This window comes from Streptomyces sp. P6-2-1, assembly GCF_050613165.1.
In the GTDB taxonomy this organism is placed as follows: Bacteria; Actinomycetota; Actinomycetes; order Streptomycetales; family Streptomycetaceae; genus Streptomyces.
This window is the reverse complement of the sequence record NZ_CP192513.1, coordinates 6594184-6611824: the sequence shown is the minus strand read 5'-3', so window position 1 is coordinate 6611824 and position 17641 is coordinate 6594184. Positions and strand designations below refer to the sequence as shown.

The window sequence follows — 17641 nt, the reverse complement described above, 5'->3', positions numbered from 1 at the left end:
GTGGGTACGTCATGCAGTCGATCGGAATCCTGGGCACGGGTTCGTACGTACCGAAGCAGGAGGTGAGCAACGAGGAGGTCGCCGAGCGGGTACGGGCCGCCGACCCGTGGATGACACCCGAATGGATCGAGCGCAAGACCCGCATACGCAGCCGCCGCTACGCCGCACCCGACGAAGCGACATCCGACCTCGCCGCACACGCCGGGGCCGACGCACTCCAACACGCCGGACTCCGCCCCGAGGACATCGACTTCCTCCTCGTGTCCACCTCCACACCCGACCACCCCCAACCCCCCACCGCCCACCTCGTCCAACACCAGCTCGGCGCCTACGAAGCCGCCTGCATGGACCTCAACGTGGTGTGCAGCGGATTCGTCTACGCCCTCGCCGTCGCCCGCAGCCTCGTCGCACAGAAACCAGGCAGCCACGCCCTCGTCATCGCGGCCGACGTGTACAGCCGCATCCTGGACTTCACCGACCGGCGCACCGCCGTGCTGTTCGGGGACGGAGCAGGTGCCGCCGTGGTCGGTGGCGTCGCGCGGGGCTCGGGTTTCCTCGACTTCGCACTGGCCGGACGCGGCGCGGCCCACCGGCTGGTCCGCGTCGACGCGGGCGGCAGCCGGACGCCGCCGTCCGCGCGGACCGTCGCCGAGGGCGGCCACCTGTTCCGGATGGAGGGCCGCGAGGTGCGCGACTTCGTCATGGAGAACCTGCCGCCCGCCCTGGAGCAGCTCGCCGGACGCACCGGCGTCCCGCTCTCCGCCGTGCACCACTTCGTGCCGCACCAGCCCAACGGCGTCATGCTCCAGGAGATCGTCGACGCCTGCGGACTCGGCGGAGCACGGACCCATCTGACGCTGCCCGACTACGCGAATGTCGGCAGCGCCTCGGTCGCCGTGACCCTCGACGACGCCCACCGCGCCGGGCACCTCGCCGCCGGTGATCTCGTCCTGCTCGCCGCATTCGGCGGGGGAATGGCGATCGGCGCCGGACTGCTGCGCTGGTAGGGGTGCCGCGCGGTCGAATAGGGGGCATTAAGGGTTGGTCCCTCCAGAAGCGGCCCCTAGGGTTTTTTCATCAACTTCGACTGTGCGAAGAGGGATCATCGTGGATTCGTTGTCCGAAGCGGTTCTTTCCGGTGCTTCGGCGGATGAGCTGTTGAGTGCTCCGGTGCCATCGGAGTACGAAGCGGCGCATTTGCGGGTGACCGATGTGGAAATGTTCGCCGGGGAAACGGACAAGGACGTCCGCCGTTCCCTGCGGGTCGGCCCGGTGGCCATGCCCGAGCTGGCCCCGGACGAGGTTCTCGTCGCCGTGATGGCCAGCTCCATCAACTACAACACGGTGTGGTCGGCGATGTTCGAACCACTCCCCACCTTCGAATTCCTCGCACGCCTCGGACGCAAAGGCGGATTCGACAAACGCCACGACCAGCCCTACCACGTCGTCGGCTCCGACGCTGCCGGGGTCGTCGTCCGGACCGGCACGGGAGTACGCCGCTGGAAGGCCGGGGACCACGTCGTCATGAGTGGCGCGTACGTCGATCCCGAGGACCCCGCCACCCACGCGGACGGCATGATGAGCACCAGCCAGCTGGCCTGGGGGTTCGAGACGAACTTCGGTGGCCTGGCGCACTACGCGGTGGTCCGGGCGACCCAGCTGCTTCCCAAGCCCGCACATCTGACCTGGGAGGAAGCCGCCTCCATCACGCTGTGCGCCGGTACGTCGTACCGGATGCTGGTGGGCGAGCACGGGGCCAGGATCAAGCAGGGCGACGTCGTGCTCATCTGGGGCGCGGCAGGCGGACTCGGGGCCTTCGCCGTACAACTCGTCCGCAACGCGGGCGGCATCGCCGTCGGCGTCGTCAGCTCACCCGAGAAGGCCGCCCTCGTCAGAGAACTCGGCTGCGACGTCGTCATCGACCGCTCCGAAATCGGACTCGGCGACGCCACCACCGCCGTCGAAGCGGGCAAACGCCTCGGCCGCGTCATCCGCCGCGAAGTCGGCGAGGACCCCCACGTCGCATTCGACTACATCGGACGAGCCACCTTCGGCATTTCCGTCTTCGTCGTACGACGCGGCGGCACCGTCGTCACCTGCGGATCAAGCACCGGATACCAGCACGAGTTCGACAACCGCTACCTGTGGATGAACCTCAAACGCATCATCGGCAGTCACGTGGCGAATCTCCAGGAGAAGACCGAGTGCAATCGGCTCTTCGCACTCGGGAAACTCGTCCCGGCCCTTTCCTCGGTGTATCCCCTGGCCGAAGTGGGCGACGCCGCGCGCCTCGTCCAGCAGAACCGGCACACCGGAAAGGTCGGCGTCCTGTGCATGGCACCGAAAGAGGGCCTCGGAGTCACCGACCCGGAAACGCGCGAACGCATCGGCGAGAGGCACCTCAATCCCCTGCGTCCGGTCCTCTGACCCCGGCATTCGTTCTCTTCACCGACGGGTGGGTACGTCATGCAGTCGATCGGAATCCTGGGCACGGGTTCGTACGTACCGAAGCAGGAGGTGAGCAACGAGGAGGTCGCCGAGCGGGTACGGGCCGCCGACCCGTGGATGACACCCGAATGGATCGAGCGCAAGACCCGCATACGCAGCCGCCGCTACGCCGCACCCGACGAAGCGACATCCGACCTCGCCGCACACGCCGGGGCCGACGCACTCCAACACGCCGGACTCCGCCCCGAGGACATCGACTTCCTCCTCGTGTCCACCTCCACACCCGACCACCCCCAACCCCCCACCGCCCACCTCGTCCAACACCAGCTCGGCGCCTACGAAGCCGCCTGCATGGACCTCAACGTGGTGTGCAGCGGATTCGTCTACGCCCTCGCCGTCGCCCGCAGCCTCGTCGCACAGAAACCAGGCAGCCACGCCCTCGTCATCGCGGCCGACGTGTACAGCCGCATCCTGGACTTCACCGACCGGCGCACCGCCGTGCTGTTCGGGGACGGAGCAGGTGCCGCCGTGGTCGGTGGCGTCGCGCGGGGCTCGGGTTTCCTCGACTTCGCACTGGCCGGACGCGGCGCGGCCCACCGGCTGGTCCGCGTCGACGCGGGCGGCAGCCGGACGCCGCCGTCCGCGCGGACCGTCGCCGAGGGCGGCCACCTGTTCCGGATGGAGGGCCGCGAGGTGCGCGACTTCGTCATGGAGAACCTGCCGCCCGCCCTGGAGCAGCTCGCCGGACGCACCGGCGTCCCGCTCTCCGCCGTGCACCACTTCGTGCCGCACCAGCCCAACGGCGTCATGCTCCAGGAGATCGTCGACGCCTGCGGACTCGGCGGAGCACGGACCCATCTGACGCTGCCCGACTACGCGAATGTCGGCAGCGCCTCGGTCGCCGTGACCCTCGACGACGCCCACCGCGCCGGGCACCTCGCCGCCGGTGATCTCGTCCTGCTCGCCGCATTCGGCGGGGGAATGGCGATCGGCGCCGGACTGCTGCGCTGGTAGGGGTGCCGCGCGGTCGAATAGGGGGCATTAAGGGTTGGTCCCTCCAGAAGCGGCCCCTAGGGTTTTTTCATCAACTTCGACTGTGCGAAGAGGGATCATCGTGGATTCGTTGTCCGAAGCGGTTCTTTCCGGTGCTTCGGCGGATGAGCTGTTGAGTGCTCCGGTGCCATCGGAGTACGAAGCGGCGCATTTGCGGGTGACCGATGTGGAAATGTTCGCCGGGGAAACGGACAAGGACGTCCGCCGTTCCCTGCGGGTCGGCCCGGTGGCCATGCCCGAGCTGGCCCCGGACGAGGTTCTCGTCGCCGTGATGGCCAGCTCCATCAACTACAACACGGTGTGGTCGGCGATGTTCGAACCACTCCCCACCTTCGAATTCCTCGCACGCCTCGGACGCAAAGGCGGATTCGACAAACGCCACGACCAGCCCTACCACGTCGTCGGCTCCGACGCTGCCGGGGTCGTCGTCCGGACCGGCACGGGAGTACGCCGCTGGAAGGCCGGGGACCACGTCGTCATGAGTGGCGCGTACGTCGATCCCGAGGACCCCGCCACCCACGCGGACGGCATGATGAGCACCAGCCAGCTGGCCTGGGGGTTCGAGACGAACTTCGGTGGCCTGGCGCACTACGCGGTGGTCCGGGCGACCCAGCTGCTTCCCAAGCCCGCACATCTGACCTGGGAGGAAGCCGCCTCCATCACGCTGTGCGCCGGTACGTCGTACCGGATGCTGGTGGGCGAGCACGGGGCCAGGATCAAGCAGGGCGACGTCGTGCTCATCTGGGGCGCGGCAGGCGGACTCGGGGCCTTCGCCGTACAACTCGTCCGCAACGCGGGCGGCATCGCCGTCGGCGTCGTCAGCTCACCCGAGAAGGCCGCCCTCGTCAGAGAACTCGGCTGCGACGTCGTCATCGACCGCTCCGAAATCGGACTCGGCGACGCCACCACCGCCGTCGAAGCGGGCAAACGCCTCGGCCGCGTCATCCGCCGCGAAGTCGGCGAGGACCCCCACGTCGCATTCGACTACATCGGACGAGCCACCTTCGGCATTTCCGTCTTCGTCGTACGACGCGGCGGCACCGTCGTCACCTGCGGATCAAGCACCGGATACCAGCACGAGTTCGACAACCGCTACCTGTGGATGAACCTCAAACGCATCATCGGCAGTCACGTGGCGAATCTCCAGGAGAAGACCGAGTGCAATCGGCTCTTCGCACTCGGGAAACTCGTCCCGGCCCTTTCCTCGGTGTATCCCCTGGCCGAAGTGGGCGACGCCGCGCGCCTCGTCCAGCAGAACCGGCACACCGGAAAGGTCGGCGTCCTGTGCATGGCACCGAAAGAGGGCCTCGGAGTCACCGACCCGGAAACGCGCGAACGCATCGGCGAAAAGCGTCTCAATCCCCTGCGGCAGCCCTGAATCCGTCCCTCACGTCCGGGCTGTGCGGCCCGGGCCGTCTTCTTCGGGAAAATCCCCAGCGAAAGGCTGATCTGTGGCGACCACAGCGAGCACGTCCATCGGAATCCTGGGCACGGGTTCGTACGTACCGAAGCAGGAGGTGAGCAACGAGGAGGTCGCCGAGCGGGTACGGGCCGCCGACCCGTGGATGACACCCGAATGGATCGAGCGCAAGACCCGCATACGCAGCCGCCGCTACGCCGCACCCGACGAAGCCACGTCCGACCTCGCCGCACACGCCGGGGCCGACGCACTCCAACACGCCGGACTCCGCCCCGAGGACATCGACTTCCTCCTCGTGTCCACCTCCACACCCGACCACCCCCAACCCCCCACCGCCCACCTCGTCCAACACCAGCTCGGCGCCTACGAAGCCGCCTGCATGGACCTCAACGTGGTGTGCAGCGGATTCGTCTACGCCCTCGCCGTCGCCCGCAGCCTCGTCGCACAGAAACCGGGCAGCCACGCCCTCGTCATCGCGGCCGAGGTCTACAGCCGCTTCATCGACGTCACCGACCGGCGCACCGCCGTGCTCATGGCGGACGGGGCGGGCGCGGCCGTGGTGGGGCCGACCGACGACGGCTACGGCTTCGTCGACTTCGAACTCGCCGGGCGCGGCGACGCCCACGGCCTGATCCGTATCGACGCGGGTGGCAGCCGGGTCCCGCCGTCCGCGCGGACCGTCGCCGAGGGCGGCCACTTCGTGAAGATGGAGGGGCGTGGCGTACGCGATTTCGTCCTGGAGAACCTGCCGCCCGCCCTGGAGAAGCTCGCCGGACGCACCGGCGTCCCGCTCTCCGCCGTGCACCACTTCGTCCCGCACCAGCCCAACGGCGTCATGCTCCAGGAGATCGTCGACGCCTGCGGACTCGGCGGAGCACGGACCCATCGCACGCTCGACACGTACGGCAACGTCGGCAGCGCCTCGGTGGCCCTCACCCTCGACGATGCCCACAGGGCGGGGCACCTCGCCCCCGGCGATGTCGTCCTGCTCGGCGGTTTCGGTGGCGGGATGGCCATCGGGGCCGGGCTGCTGCGCTGGGCGGTGACGGCATGACCGCCGCCATCACACGCGTGGGCGTCGTCGGCAGCGGCCTCATGGGCACCGGCATCGCCGAGGTGTGCGCGAAGGCCGGACTCGATGTCCGGGTCGCCGTCTCCCGTCCGGCCTCGCTCGAAACGGGCCGCAGGCGCGTCGTGGGCTCACTGGACCGGGCGGTGCGCAAGGGCAAGGTCACCGAGCGGGAGCGCGACGAGGCGCTGGGGCGGATCGCGTTCACGACCGATCTCGTGGACCTCGGCGACCGGCAGCTCGTCATCGAGTCGGTCAAGGAGGACGAGGCGACGAAGGCGGACGTGTTCGCCGCGCTCAGCAAGATCGTCGAGGACCCGGAGGCGATCCTCGCGACCAACACCTCCTCGCTGCCGATCATGCGGCTCGCGCGGGCCACCGACCGCCCCGAGCACGTCATGGGCATCCACTTCTTCAGCCCTGCCCCTGTGCTGCCCCTCGTCGAGCTGATCACCTCGCTGCACACCGCCGACGACGTGACCGACCGGGCCGAGGAGTTCGTGACGGGAACGCTCGGCAAGGTGCCGGTGCGCTCGCACGACCGCACCGGTTTCGTGGTCAACGCCCTGCTCGTCCCCTACCTGCTCGCGGCGGTGCGGATGCTGGAGAGCGGCTTCGCCACGGCCGAGGTGATCGACCGGGCCATGATCCTCGGCTGCTCGCACCCGATGGGGCCCTTGCAACTCGCCGACCTGATCGGCCTCGACGTCGTGGCCTCGGTGGGCGACGCGCTCTACGAGGAGTTCAAGGAGCCGCTGTACGCGCCGCCGCCGCTCCTCGTCCGGATGGTCGAGGGCGGATTCCTGGGGCGCAAGTCCGGGCGCGGCTTCCACACCTACGGCTGACCCCGGCAAGAGACCCCTGGCAAGAAATCCCCTGGCATGAACGGACCGGAGAGGAAGACATGAGCATCGAAGCCGGCGTCGACGCGGTCGCGGGGGCGGCGCGGGGAAAGCCCATCGCCGTGGTGGGCCTCGCCTGCCGCCTGCCGGGGGCACCGGACCCGGATGCCTTCCTGCGGCTGCTGACGAGCGGAACGGACGCGGTCGGCGCGCCACCTGCCGGCCGCCCGGAGTTCTCGGGCGCGGGGCGCGAACTGCGGGGCGGGTTCCTGGACCGGGTGGACGAGTTCGACCCCGCCTTCTTCGGGATCTCGCCCCGGGAGGCCGCGGGGATCGACCCGCAGCAGCGCCTGGCTCTGGAACTCGCCTGGGAGGCCCTGGAGTACGCGGGAATCGTGCCCGGTGCGCTGAGCGAGTCGGACGCGGGCGTGTTCGTCGGGGCGATCTGGGACGACTACGCCAAGCTCGCGCACGCGGCGGGCGAGGAGGCGGTCACCCACACCTCCATCACGGGGCTCAGCCGGGGGATCATCGCCAACCGCCTCTCCTACTTCCTCAAGCTGCGCGGCCCGAGCATCGTGGTGGACTCGGGGCAGTCCTCCGCCCTCGTCGCCGTCCACCTCGCCTGCGAGAGCCTGCGCCGCGGTGAGTCCCACGTGGCGCTTGCGGGCGGGGTGAGCCTGAACCTGACCGCGGACGGCTTCACCGTCGCCGAACGCTTCGGCGCGCTCTCGCCGGACGGCCTGGCCCGCACCTTCGACGCCGGGGCCAACGGCTATGTCCGCGGCGAGGGCGGTGGGTTCGTCGTACTCAAGCCGCTCGACCAGGCGCTCGCCGACAACGACACCGTGCACGCGGTGATCCGGGGCAGCGCGGTCAACAACGACGGCGGCGGGGACACCCTCACCGCGCCCCGCGGCCTCGCGCAGGAGGACGTCCTGCGGCGAGCCTGCCGGGAGGCGGGCGTCACGCCCGCCGATGTCGACTTCGTGGAACTCCACGGCACAGGTACGCCGGTCGGTGACCCCATCGAGGCCGCCGCGCTCGGCGCGGTGCTCGGCCACGGCCGTGACCCGGGGAGCCCGCTGCTCGTCGGCTCGGTCAAGACCAACATCGGCCACCTCGAAGGCGCGGCCGGGATCGCCGGCCTCCTCAAGGCGATCCTGTGCCTGCGCGAGCGGACGCTCGCGCCGAGCCTGCACTTCACCGCACCGAACCCGGCCATCGCGCTGGACACGCTCCGGCTCCGGGTCAACGACACGCTGCTGCCGCTCGCGGCGCCCGGTGAACGGCCCCTGACCGCCGGGGTCAGCTCCTTCGGCATGGGCGGCACCAACTGCCACGTGGTGCTCAGCGAGGGCCCCAGGAAGGACGCGGGCACCCGCCCCGACCCCGTACCCCTGCCCGTACTGCTCTCGGGACGGAGCGCGGGCGCGCTGCGGGACCAGGCCGCGCGGCTGCGGCAGCACATCGAAGCGCATCCCGGGACCGACCTCGACGACCTCGCGCACACGCTCGCGGTCGGGCGTACCCATTTCGCGCACCGGGCGGCACTGAGCGCGCGCGACCGCGACGGACTCGTCGACGCGCTCGCCCGGCAGGCCGCCTCGGCGGACTCGCGGCCGGGCGCCGCGGGCGGGCTCGCGTTCCTCTTCACGGGTCAGGGCAGTCAGTACCCGGGCATGGGCCGTGCCCTGCACCGGAACTTCCCCGTCTTCGCCGAAGCCTTCGACGCCGCCTGCACGGAACTCGACCGCCACCTGGCGGGCTCGGTGCGCGACCTCGTGCTCGACCCCGGCAGTGTCGCTGACCCGCGGGCGCTCGACCTGACGGGGAACACCCAGCCGGCGCTGTTCGCCTACGAGACCGCGCTCTTCCGGCTCCTGGAGTCCTGGGACCTCGCCCCCGGCTTCCTGCTCGGGCACTCGGTGGGGGAACTCGCCGCCGCCCACGTCTCGGGGATGCTCTCGCTCGCCGACGCGGCCGCGCTGGTGGCGGCCCGGGGCACGCTCATGCAGGACCTGCCCCCCGGCGGCGCGATGGTCTCCGTGCAGGCGGCGGAGGAGGAGGTCGCCGCCGAACTCGGCCCGTTCGCGGGGCGGGTGGAGATCGCCGCCGTCAACGGGCCGTCGTCGCTCGTCCTGTCGGGCGACGAGGACGCGGTCGTGGCGCTCGCCGAGAGCTGGCGGGCCAGGGGCCGCAGGACCAAGCGGCTGCGGGTCAGCCACGCCTTCCACTCGCCCCACATGGAACCGATGCTCGCGCGGTTCCGCGAGGTGGCCGCAGGCATCACCTACCGCGCTCCGCACATCCCTGTCGTCTCGAATGTGCTGGGCAGAGTCGCTGACGGCGCCGAGATGGCACACCCCGACTACTGGGTCCGCCACGCCCGCGAAGGGGTGCGGTTCCTGGCGGGCATGCGCGCGCTGGAAGCGGCGGGGGTGCGCACCTTCCTCGAAGTCGGCCCCGACGCCGTACTCGCGAGCATGGGCAGGGACTGCGTCACCGCCGGGGACGCGGTCCTCGTCCCCGCCGCGCGCGCGGGCAAGGCGGAGCCCCGAGCCCTCACCGGCGCGCTGGGCGCCCTGCACACCCGTGGCGTCCCGATCGACTGGCGGCGGGTCGGCAGCACCGGCGCCGCGGGGCCCCGCAGGGTTCCGCTGCCCGCGTACGCCTTCCAGCGCGACCGGCACTGGCTGGCCGCTCCGGCTCCCGCGCGTGACCTGAGCGCGGCCGGGCTCGGCTCCGTCGATCATCCGCTGCTGGGCGCGGTCGTGGCGCGGGCGGACGCGGGGGAATTCGTGCTCACGGGGCGCTTGTCGGGCACGGAACAGCCGTGGCTCGCCGGGCAGCGGCCGCACGGCCGAGGGGTCGTCCCCGCGACGACCTTCCTCGAACTCGCCCTGCGGGCAGGCGCGGAGAGCGCCGCCGGGCAGGTCACCGAGCTGCGGATCGACCGCCCTCTCGTCCTTCCCGCCGAAGGGGCGCTCCAGCTTCAGGTGGTCGTCGGCACGCCGGACGGCGCGGGAGCGCGTCCCTTCGGTGTCCACGTGCGGCCCGAGCGCACGGGGGCAGGCTGGGTACGGCACGCCGGCGGCACTCTCGCGCCGGCTCCACGGGCACGGCCCGGCGACAGCGGCGAGTGGCCGCCGAGGGACGCGGTACGCCTTGATCCGCCCGTGGGCGACGCGCTCCCCGGCGCCGGTGACGCGCCTTCTCTCGCCGGCCTGAGCGCGGCGTGGCGGCGTGACGGCGAACTGTTCGCCGAGGTGGACGTGCCCGAGGCGGCCGGGTCGGGGGCGGAACGGTTCGCCGTTCACCCCGTCCTGCTGGAGGCGGCGCTGAGCCTCGTCGCCCCCGACCGCTCCGATGCGGCCCGGCCGCGCTCCGATGCGGCCCAGGGGCATCCGGGAGAAGCTTCGCGGCGCTCCCAGGAACCGGCGGGCACCGGCCAGGATGACCTCGCGATGCCCGGCGCCTGGGACGGTGTCGTGCTCCACGCGACCGGGGCGGCCCGGCTGCGTGTCCGGCTGACGCCCCGCCCCGACGGCGCGTGGGCCCTGTCGGCGTCCGATCCCTCGGGCCACGTGGTGCTGACCGCCGCGTCGGTGCGCCACCGCTCGTACGCCGCGCGGGACGTGGCGCCGAGCGCCGCGGCGGGCAGCGAGCTGTACCAGGTGCGGTGGCAGGAGGCCCCGGGGCCCGCGGTCACGGACGCGCAGGGCGAGGAGCCCGCGTCCGGGGCGCACGCCGCCGTCGTCGGCACCGACCGGTGGGGCCTCGCCGACGCGCTCGCCTCCGGCGCGGGAGAGGTACGCACCCACACCGGGCTCGCGGCGCTGCTCGACGCCGGAGGACCGGCTCCCGAAGTGGTGTTCGTCCTCTCTCCTCCCGAGGACGAACACCGCAGGGCCGACGAGGCCGTACGCGCGACGACCGCGTCGCTCGGCGCCTGGTTCGCCGCGCCGCTGTCCGCTCGCTCCCGGCTGGTACTGGTCGGGGAGCGGGCCGTGAGCACGGACGCGGCCGACGCCCCGCCGCTCCTCGCGCGGGCAGCCGCGTGGGGGGCCGCCCGCGCCCTCCAGTCGGCGCACCCCGGTCGGCTGACCCTGCTCGACATCGGCCCCGGGCACGACGCGGCCTCCCTCCTGGCGGCCGTCGCCGACCACGACGAACCCGAACTCGCGCTGCGCGAAGGGCGGGTACGGGTGCCCCGGCTGGCCTCCGTGGCCGAGGGCGCGCCTGGCGCCGCGGCCTGGGAGTGCGGCGGCACGGTCCTGATCACCGGCGGCACCCGGGGACCGGGCGCGGAGGTGGCCCGCGCGCTCGCCACCGGACGCGCGGTACGCCGCCTCCTGCTCGTCGGCCCGGGCGCGGACAGCGACCCCGCCGCGGCGGCGCTGGTGGCCGAGCTGAGCGCGCACGGGGTGCGGGCCGTCGCCGTCGGCGGCGATCCCTCCGTACGCGAGGACCTGGCCGCGGTGGTGGCCGGGCAGCCGGGCGAGCACCCGCTCACGGCGGTCGTGCACGCCTGGGAGCCGCAGGACGTGCCGGTGGACCGGCTCATGGCCGCCGCCACGCACCTGCACGAACTCACCGCCGGTCACCGGCTCTCCGATTTCGTGCTGCTCTCCTCGCACCCGGGAGACCTGGACGGGCCCGCCGACCGTGCCGCGCTCGGCGCCCACCTCAGCGGGCTGGCCCTGGCCAGGCACGCCGATGGGCTGCCCGCGCTGGCCCTCGCGCTCCCGGCGGCGGCCTTCGCCGACGGCCGGGCTCAGGGCGCGGACGACGTGGTGCGTGCCGTGCCCGCGTGGCTGGACGGCGCGCGGTCCACGGGGCTCGCGGCCCTGCGGTACGCGCACATCGACCGGGCCCCGGCCCGGTCGACACCACCCGCGCTGCTCAGCGCGCTCGTCCACGAGCTGCCTCCCCCGGCCGAACGGCGGACGCGCCCTGCGGCCGCCGTGCCCGCCGACGGGGGCCCGGCCCCCGAGGGGTTCGCGGCGCGGGTGCGCGCCCGGCCCGAGAGCGAGCGCGAGGAGATGATCAAGGACGTGGTGCGCGCCCATGCCCGGGCCGTGCTGGAACTCTCCGACGCCGACGACATCGACGGCGACAGGAGCTTCAAGGACCTCGGCTTCGACTCGCTGATGGGCGTCGAGTTCCGCGACCGCCTCGCCGCGGCGACCGGCCTCGCCCTGCCCTCCACACTCGTCTTCGACCACCCCACGGCCGCGTCCGTGACCGCCCTGCTGCGCGCGGAAGTCCTCGGCGCGGCCGGGGAGCCGCTCGCGGAGCCGCCCCGGGACCCAGTCGCCCACCGCACCGAGGACGACCCCATCGCCGTCGTCGCGATGAGCTGCCGCTACCCCGGCGGCATCGCTTCGCCCGAGGACCTGTGGCAGGTCGTCAGCGAGGGGCGCGACGTGGTGGGGCCCTTCCCCACCGATCGCGGCTGGGACCTCAAGGGCACCTACGACCCCGAGGGCACGACGCCGGGGAAGCACTACGTGCGCGAGGGCGGCTTCCTGGCCGGCGCCGCCGAGTTCGACGAGGCGTTCTTCGGGATCTCGCCCCGCGAGGCGACCGCGATGGACCCGCAGCAGCGCCTGGTCCTGGAGATCGCCTGGGAGGCCCTGGAGCGCGGCGGCCTCGATCCGCGCGGCCTCACCGGCACCCCGACCGGCGTGTTCGTCGGGACCACCTTCCAGGACTACGGGCCGCGCCTGGCCGAGGGGACCCCTGACACCGAGGGCTACCTGATGACGGGCAGTACGCCCAGTGTCGTCTCCGGGCGTGTCGCCTACACCCTGGGCCTCGAAGGACCGGCCGTCACCGTCGACACCGCCTGCTCCGCCTCGCTGGTGGCTCTGCACCTGGCCTGCCAGTCGCTGCGGCAGGGCGAGTCCACGCTGGCGCTCGCCGGTGGGGTCACGGTCATGGCCACGCAGGGGGTCTTCGTCGAACTCACCCGCCAGCGTGCCCTGTCCCCCGACGGCAGGTGCAAGGCCTTCTCGGCGTCGGCCGACGGCACCGGCTGGGCGGAGGGCGCGGGGATGCTGCTCCTTGAGCGGCTGTCCGACGCGCGGCGCAACGGGCACCCCGTCCTCGCCCTCGTCAAGGGCTCGGCCACCAACCAGGACGGCGCGAGCAACGGCCTGACCGCACCCAGCGGTCCCGCGCAGCAGCGCGTCATCCGCCGCGCCCTGAGCAACGCGCGGCTCACCGCGGCCGAGGTCGACGCGGTGGAGGCGCACGGCACGGGCACCCGGCTCGGCGACCCCGTCGAGGCCCACGCCCTGCTCGCCACGTACGGTCGCGCGCACTCGGCCGAGACCCCCCTGTGGCTCGGCTCCGTGAAGTCCAACCTCGGCCACACCCAGGCAGCGGCCGGTGTCGCCGGGGTGATCAAGATGGTGCAGGCGATGCGTCACGGCGTACTGCCGCAGACCCTGCACGCAGAGGAACCGTCCCCGCGCATCGACTGGGATTCCGGGGCCGTCTCGCTCCTGACCCGGCAGCGGGCCTGGCCGGACACCGGCCGGCCCCGCCGGGCCGGAGTCTCCTCGTTCGGCATCAGCGGCACCAACGCGCACGTCATCCTGGAGCAGGTGCCCGCGCAGGCACGCGAGGAGCGCGAGGAGCCCGCGGCGGGCCCCTACCCCTGGGTGCTGTCCGCGCAGCATCCCGAGGCGCTGCGCGCGCAGGCCGGGCGGCTCGGCTCCCACGTGGCCGGCGCCCCGTCGTCGCCCGCCGACGTCGCCGCCGCGCTCGCCACCACCCGCACGGCCTTCCGGCACCGGGCCGTCGTGGTCGCCGAGGACATCGCCGGCTTCCGCACGGCCCTCGACGCCCTGGCCCGCGACGAGGCCGCCGCCACCGCCGTACGGGGGACGGCCGAGGCCGGGGGACGCACGGTGTTCGTCTTCCCGGGGCAGGGCTCCCAGTGGGCAGGGATGGCGGCACGGCTGCTCGACGAGGAACCGGAGTTCGCCCGGCAGCTCGCCGTGGCCGCCGCCGCGGTCGAGGCGCACGTCCCGTGGTCGGTGACCGCCGTCCTGCGCGAGGAGGAGGGGGCGCCCGCGCTGGACAGGATCGAGGTGGTCCAGCCCGTCCTGTTCGCCGTGCACGTGGCCCTGGCCGGGCTGTGGCAGGCGCACGGGGTGACGCCGGACGCCGTGGTGGGGCACTCGCAGGGCGAGGTCGCCGCCGCGTACGTCGCGGGCGCGCTCAGCCTGGAGGACGCGGCCCGCGTCGCCGTCGTGCGCTCGCGGCTGTACGCCGACGCGCTCGTCGGGCACGGCGCGGTCGCCTCCGTCGCGCTGCCGCGCGCGGCGGTCGAACCCCGGCTCCTGCCGTACGCGGACCGGCTGTCCGTCGCGGGCGAGAACAGCCCGGGCACGGTCACGGTCGCCGGGGAGACGAAGGCGCTCGAAGAGTTCGTCGCCACGCTGCGCGAGGAGGGCGAACGCGCCCGCGTCGTGCCCGCCACCGTCGCCTCGCACAGTCCCCAGGTGGAGCCGCTGAGGGAGCGGCTCGCCGCGCTCCTGTCCTTCGTCCGCCCGAGGACGGGTACCGTCCCGCTCTACTCCACGGTGACGGGCGAGGTCCTGAAGGGCCCGGAGCTGACCGCGGAGTACTGGTACGAGAACTGCCGCCGCCCTGTCGGCTTCCTGACGGCCGTGCGGGCGCTGCTCGCCGACGGTTTCCGGACGTTCGTCGAGACGAGCGCGCATCCGGTGCTCACCATGAGCGTCGAGGAGACGGCGGACACCGAGGGCGTCACCGCGGCCGTGATCGGCACGCTGCGGCGCAACGCGGGCGACCGCGCCCGGTTCCTCACCTCGCTCGGCGAGGCGTGGGCCCACGGGCTGCCGGTGGACTGGCGTCCCGCCCTCGGCGCCGGACGCGCCGAGGGCGTCACCCTGCCCACCTACGCTTTCCGGCGCAAGCGTTTCTGGGCCCGCGAGGGCACCGCGCCCGCGCCCGCCGCCGGGTTCGGCCCGGCCTCCGATCACCCCCTGGTGGGTGCCGTCGTCCCCCTCGCGGAGAGCGAGGGGCTCGTACTCGGCGGGCGGATCGGCCTGGACGAGCAGCCGTGGCTCGCCGACCACGCGGCGCTGGGCACCGTCCTGCTGCCGGGAGCGGCGCTCGTCGAACTCGCGCTTCAGGCGGGCGAGCGCGCCGGCAGCCCGGTACTGGCCGATCTCACCCTGGAATCCCCGGTGTTGCTGCCCGCCGAAGGCGGCCGTCTGCTCCAGGTCACGGTCGGCGCTCCCGACAGCACCGGGCACCGCCCTTTGAGCGTGCACTCCCGCCCCGACGCGGACACGGCGGCCGGGTGGACCCGCCACGCGACCGGGCTGCTCGCTCCGGAGGGCGCCACGGAACCGGACGAGGGCCTGGGGATGGCGGGCACCTGGCCACCGCCCGGTGCCGAGCCCGTGCCGCTCGACGGCTGGTACCGGACCCTCGCCGAGAGCGGCTACGTGTACGGCCCCGCCTTCCGCGGCCTCGTCGCCGCCTGGCGCCGAGACGGTGACGTGTTCGCCGAACTCGCCCTCCCCGAGGGCGAGTCGGAGCGAGCCGGCCGGTTCGCGCTGCACCCCGCGCTGCTCGACTCCGCGCTGCACGCCATCGAGCTGGGCGCGCTGCCCGGCACGGGCGACACCCGGCTGCCGTTCGCGTGGAGCGACGTACGGCTGTACGCCACGGGAGCCACCCGGGCGCGCGTGCGGGTCACCGCGGACGGGCCTGACGGCGTCCGCCTGGACCTCACCGACGCGGCCGGACGGCCACTGGCCCGCGTCGCGTCCATGACGCGGCGACCCGTCGCCGCGCGGCAGCTGAGCGGCTACGCCGACAACGAGGCGCTGTTCGCCGTGGAGTGGACGCCGCTCACGCTTCCGGCAGCCCCGGCGGGCGAGCCCTGGCCGGTCGTCGCCGACGAGGACGCCGAGGACCTCGTCGGTCCCGGCAGGCCCCGCCACTCGGGCCCGGACTCCGTGCCGGGGGACGCGGCGGGCGTCCTGGTGGTACGTACGGGTCCCGGGGACGTCGCGGACCAGGAGGCGCCCGAGGCGCTCGCGCGCGCCACCACGAAGGCCCTGGCCCTGCTCAAGGACTGGCTCGCCGACCCGCGTAGGGAAGCGGCCCGCCTGGTCCTCGTCACGCGGGGTGCCGTCGCCACGGTGGACGAGGAGGACGTGGCCGACCTGCCGCACGCGGCGGTGTGGGGGCTCGTGGGCTCGGCGCAGTCCGAGCACCCCGGGCGGATCACGCTCGTCGACGTCGACGGCACAGCGGCCTCCTGGCGCGCCCTGCCCGCCGCACTGGCCTCGGCCGAGCCCAGGATCGCGTTGCGGGAAGGACGGGCCACCGCGCCCCGCCTGGTGCGCGCCACCCCGGGCGACCGGCCCGCGCCGTGGACGCCGGAGGGCACCGTGCTGATCACCGGCGGCACCGGGGCCCTGGGCCGCCTGACCGCCCGGCACCTGGCCGCCCGGCACGGGGTCCGGCACCTGCTCCTCGCCAGCCGCTCCGGGCCCGCGGCACCGGGGGCCGACACGCTGGTCGCGGAACTGGCGGCGGCGGGTGCCGAGGCGCACCTCGTCCGCTGCGACATCGCCGACCCCGAAGCGGTGCGCGAACTGCTCGCCGGTATACCCGCGTCCCGGCCCCTGACCGCGGTGGTGCACACCGCGGGGGTGCTCGACGACGCCACGCTCGCCGCGCAGACACCCGAACGGCTCGTGAAGGTGCTGCGGCCCAAGGCCGAGGCCGCCTGGCGGCTGCACGCGCTCACCCGTGACGCGGGGCTCGCCGCCTTCGTGTCCTTCTCCTCGGTCCAGGGTCTCTTCGGCGGCGCCGGACAGGCCAACTACGCGGCCGCGAGCGCTTATCTGGACGCGCTCGCGCACCGCCGAAGGGCCGCGGGAGCGGCGGGCACCTCACTGGCCTGGGGCCTGTGGGAGGAGGGCGGTATGGAGGCGGCCCTGAGCGAGACCGACCGGGCCCGTCTCGCCCGCGCGTCCGGTATGACGGCGCTGACGGGCGAGGAAGGGATGCGCCTCTTCGACGCCGCGCTGGCCACGGGCCGTACCGTGGTCGTCCCCGCGCGGCTGGACCTCGCGGCGCTGCGCGGCGCCACGTCCGTACCGGCCCTGCTGAGCGGGCTGGCACGTCCGGCGGTACGCCGCCCGGCCGCCTCGTCGGGCACCGCGGGCGACCGGGACGGGGCGGAGCAGGGGGCGGACACGTTCGGCAGCCGCATGCTCGCCCTGCCGCCCGCCGAGCGGGACAAGGCGCTGATCGCTCTCGTCCGCGCCGAGGCCGCCGCGGTCCTGAACCACGAGACGGCGCAGGACATCGGCAGCACCAGGGAGTTCAAGGAACTCGGCTTCGACTCGCTGACAGCCGTCGAGCTGCGCAACAGGCTCGGCAGGGCGACCGGGCTGCGGCTGCCCGCCACGTCCGTGTTCGACCATCCCACGCCCGAGGCGCTCGCGCACCGGATCGGCGCCGAACTGGCGCCGCCGCCGGAGAGCGACAGCCCGGCGGGCGCAGCGGAGCCGCGGCGGGTGGCGGAGCCGGAGGCGGGTCCGGACGAGCGGCTCATCGACAGTCTCGACGTCGACGAGCTGATCCGGCTGGCGGGCGAGGGGCTGGGGACGTGACGCCGACCGTGGCCAGGTCCGGCGGCGAACGCGGAGAACGTACAGGAGGAACGAGATGACGAGTACATCCCAGGAAGCGGTGGTCCAGGCGCTTCGTGACGCGCTCAAGGAGGCCGCACGGCTCAAGCAG

At 73.4% G+C, this 17641-nt stretch carries 7 protein-coding genes; all 7 read left to right on the top strand.

The window, feature by feature from the left end:
- The first annotated feature begins 11 nt into the window (after positions 1-11).
- The 7 genes from ACQYWQ_RS27825 (at position 12) to ACQYWQ_RS27795 (ending at position 17511) form a co-directional block, all read left to right on the top strand.
- Entirely contained in the window at positions 12-1007 is a 996-nt protein-coding gene (locus tag ACQYWQ_RS27825) for a 3-oxoacyl-ACP synthase III family protein (protein WP_431038441.1), read from the top strand.
- A 100-nt stretch (positions 1008-1107) separates the two neighbouring features.
- Positions 1108-2427: a crotonyl-CoA carboxylase/reductase gene (gene ccrA, locus ACQYWQ_RS27820; RefSeq protein ID WP_431038443.1), complete on the top strand. Its 1320-nt coding sequence runs from the start codon at positions 1108-1110 to the stop codon at positions 2425-2427.
- Between the two features lie 39 nt (positions 2428-2466).
- The gene (locus ACQYWQ_RS27815) at positions 2467-3462 is read left to right on the top strand and encodes a 3-oxoacyl-ACP synthase III family protein (protein ID WP_431038441.1); all 996 of its coding nucleotides are present in this window, start codon (positions 2467-2469) and stop codon (positions 3460-3462) included.
- Positions 3463-3562: 100 nt separating this feature from the next.
- Positions 3563-4879 (top strand): crotonyl-CoA carboxylase/reductase, encoded by a 1317-nt coding sequence (gene ccrA, locus ACQYWQ_RS27810; protein ID WP_431038440.1) that lies wholly within the window; start codon positions 3563-3565, stop codon positions 4877-4879.
- Between the two features lie 73 nt (positions 4880-4952).
- A complete protein-coding gene (locus tag ACQYWQ_RS27805) occupies positions 4953-5975 on the top strand; it encodes a 3-oxoacyl-ACP synthase III family protein (RefSeq protein WP_431038438.1) in 1023 nt (340 codons plus the stop codon).
- A complete protein-coding gene (locus ACQYWQ_RS27800; protein WP_431038437.1) occupies positions 5972-6835 on the top strand; it encodes a 3-hydroxybutyryl-CoA dehydrogenase in 864 nt (287 codons plus the stop codon). Before ACQYWQ_RS27805 ends, ACQYWQ_RS27800 begins: the two co-directional genes overlap by 4 nt.
- A gap of 59 nt (positions 6836-6894) precedes the next feature.
- Complete coding sequence (locus ACQYWQ_RS27795; RefSeq protein ID WP_431038435.1) at positions 6895-17511, top strand: SDR family NAD(P)-dependent oxidoreductase; 10617 nt, start codon at positions 6895-6897, stop codon at positions 17509-17511.
- The last annotated feature ends 130 nt before the right edge of the window (positions 17512-17641 follow it).

Coding starts and splice junctions, on each gene's coding strand:
- ACQYWQ_RS27825 (WP_431038441.1), top strand. CDS start 12: ATGCAGTCGATCGGAATCCTGGGCACGGGTTCGTACGTACCGAAGCAG.
- ACQYWQ_RS27815 (WP_431038441.1), top strand. CDS start 2,467: ATGCAGTCGATCGGAATCCTGGGCACGGGTTCGTACGTACCGAAGCAG.
- ACQYWQ_RS27800 (WP_431038437.1), top strand. CDS start 5,972: ATGACCGCCGCCATCACACGCGTGGGCGTCGTCGGCAGCGGCCTCATG.
- ACQYWQ_RS27795 (WP_431038435.1), top strand. CDS start 6,895: ATGAGCATCGAAGCCGGCGTCGACGCGGTCGCGGGGGCGGCGCGGGGA.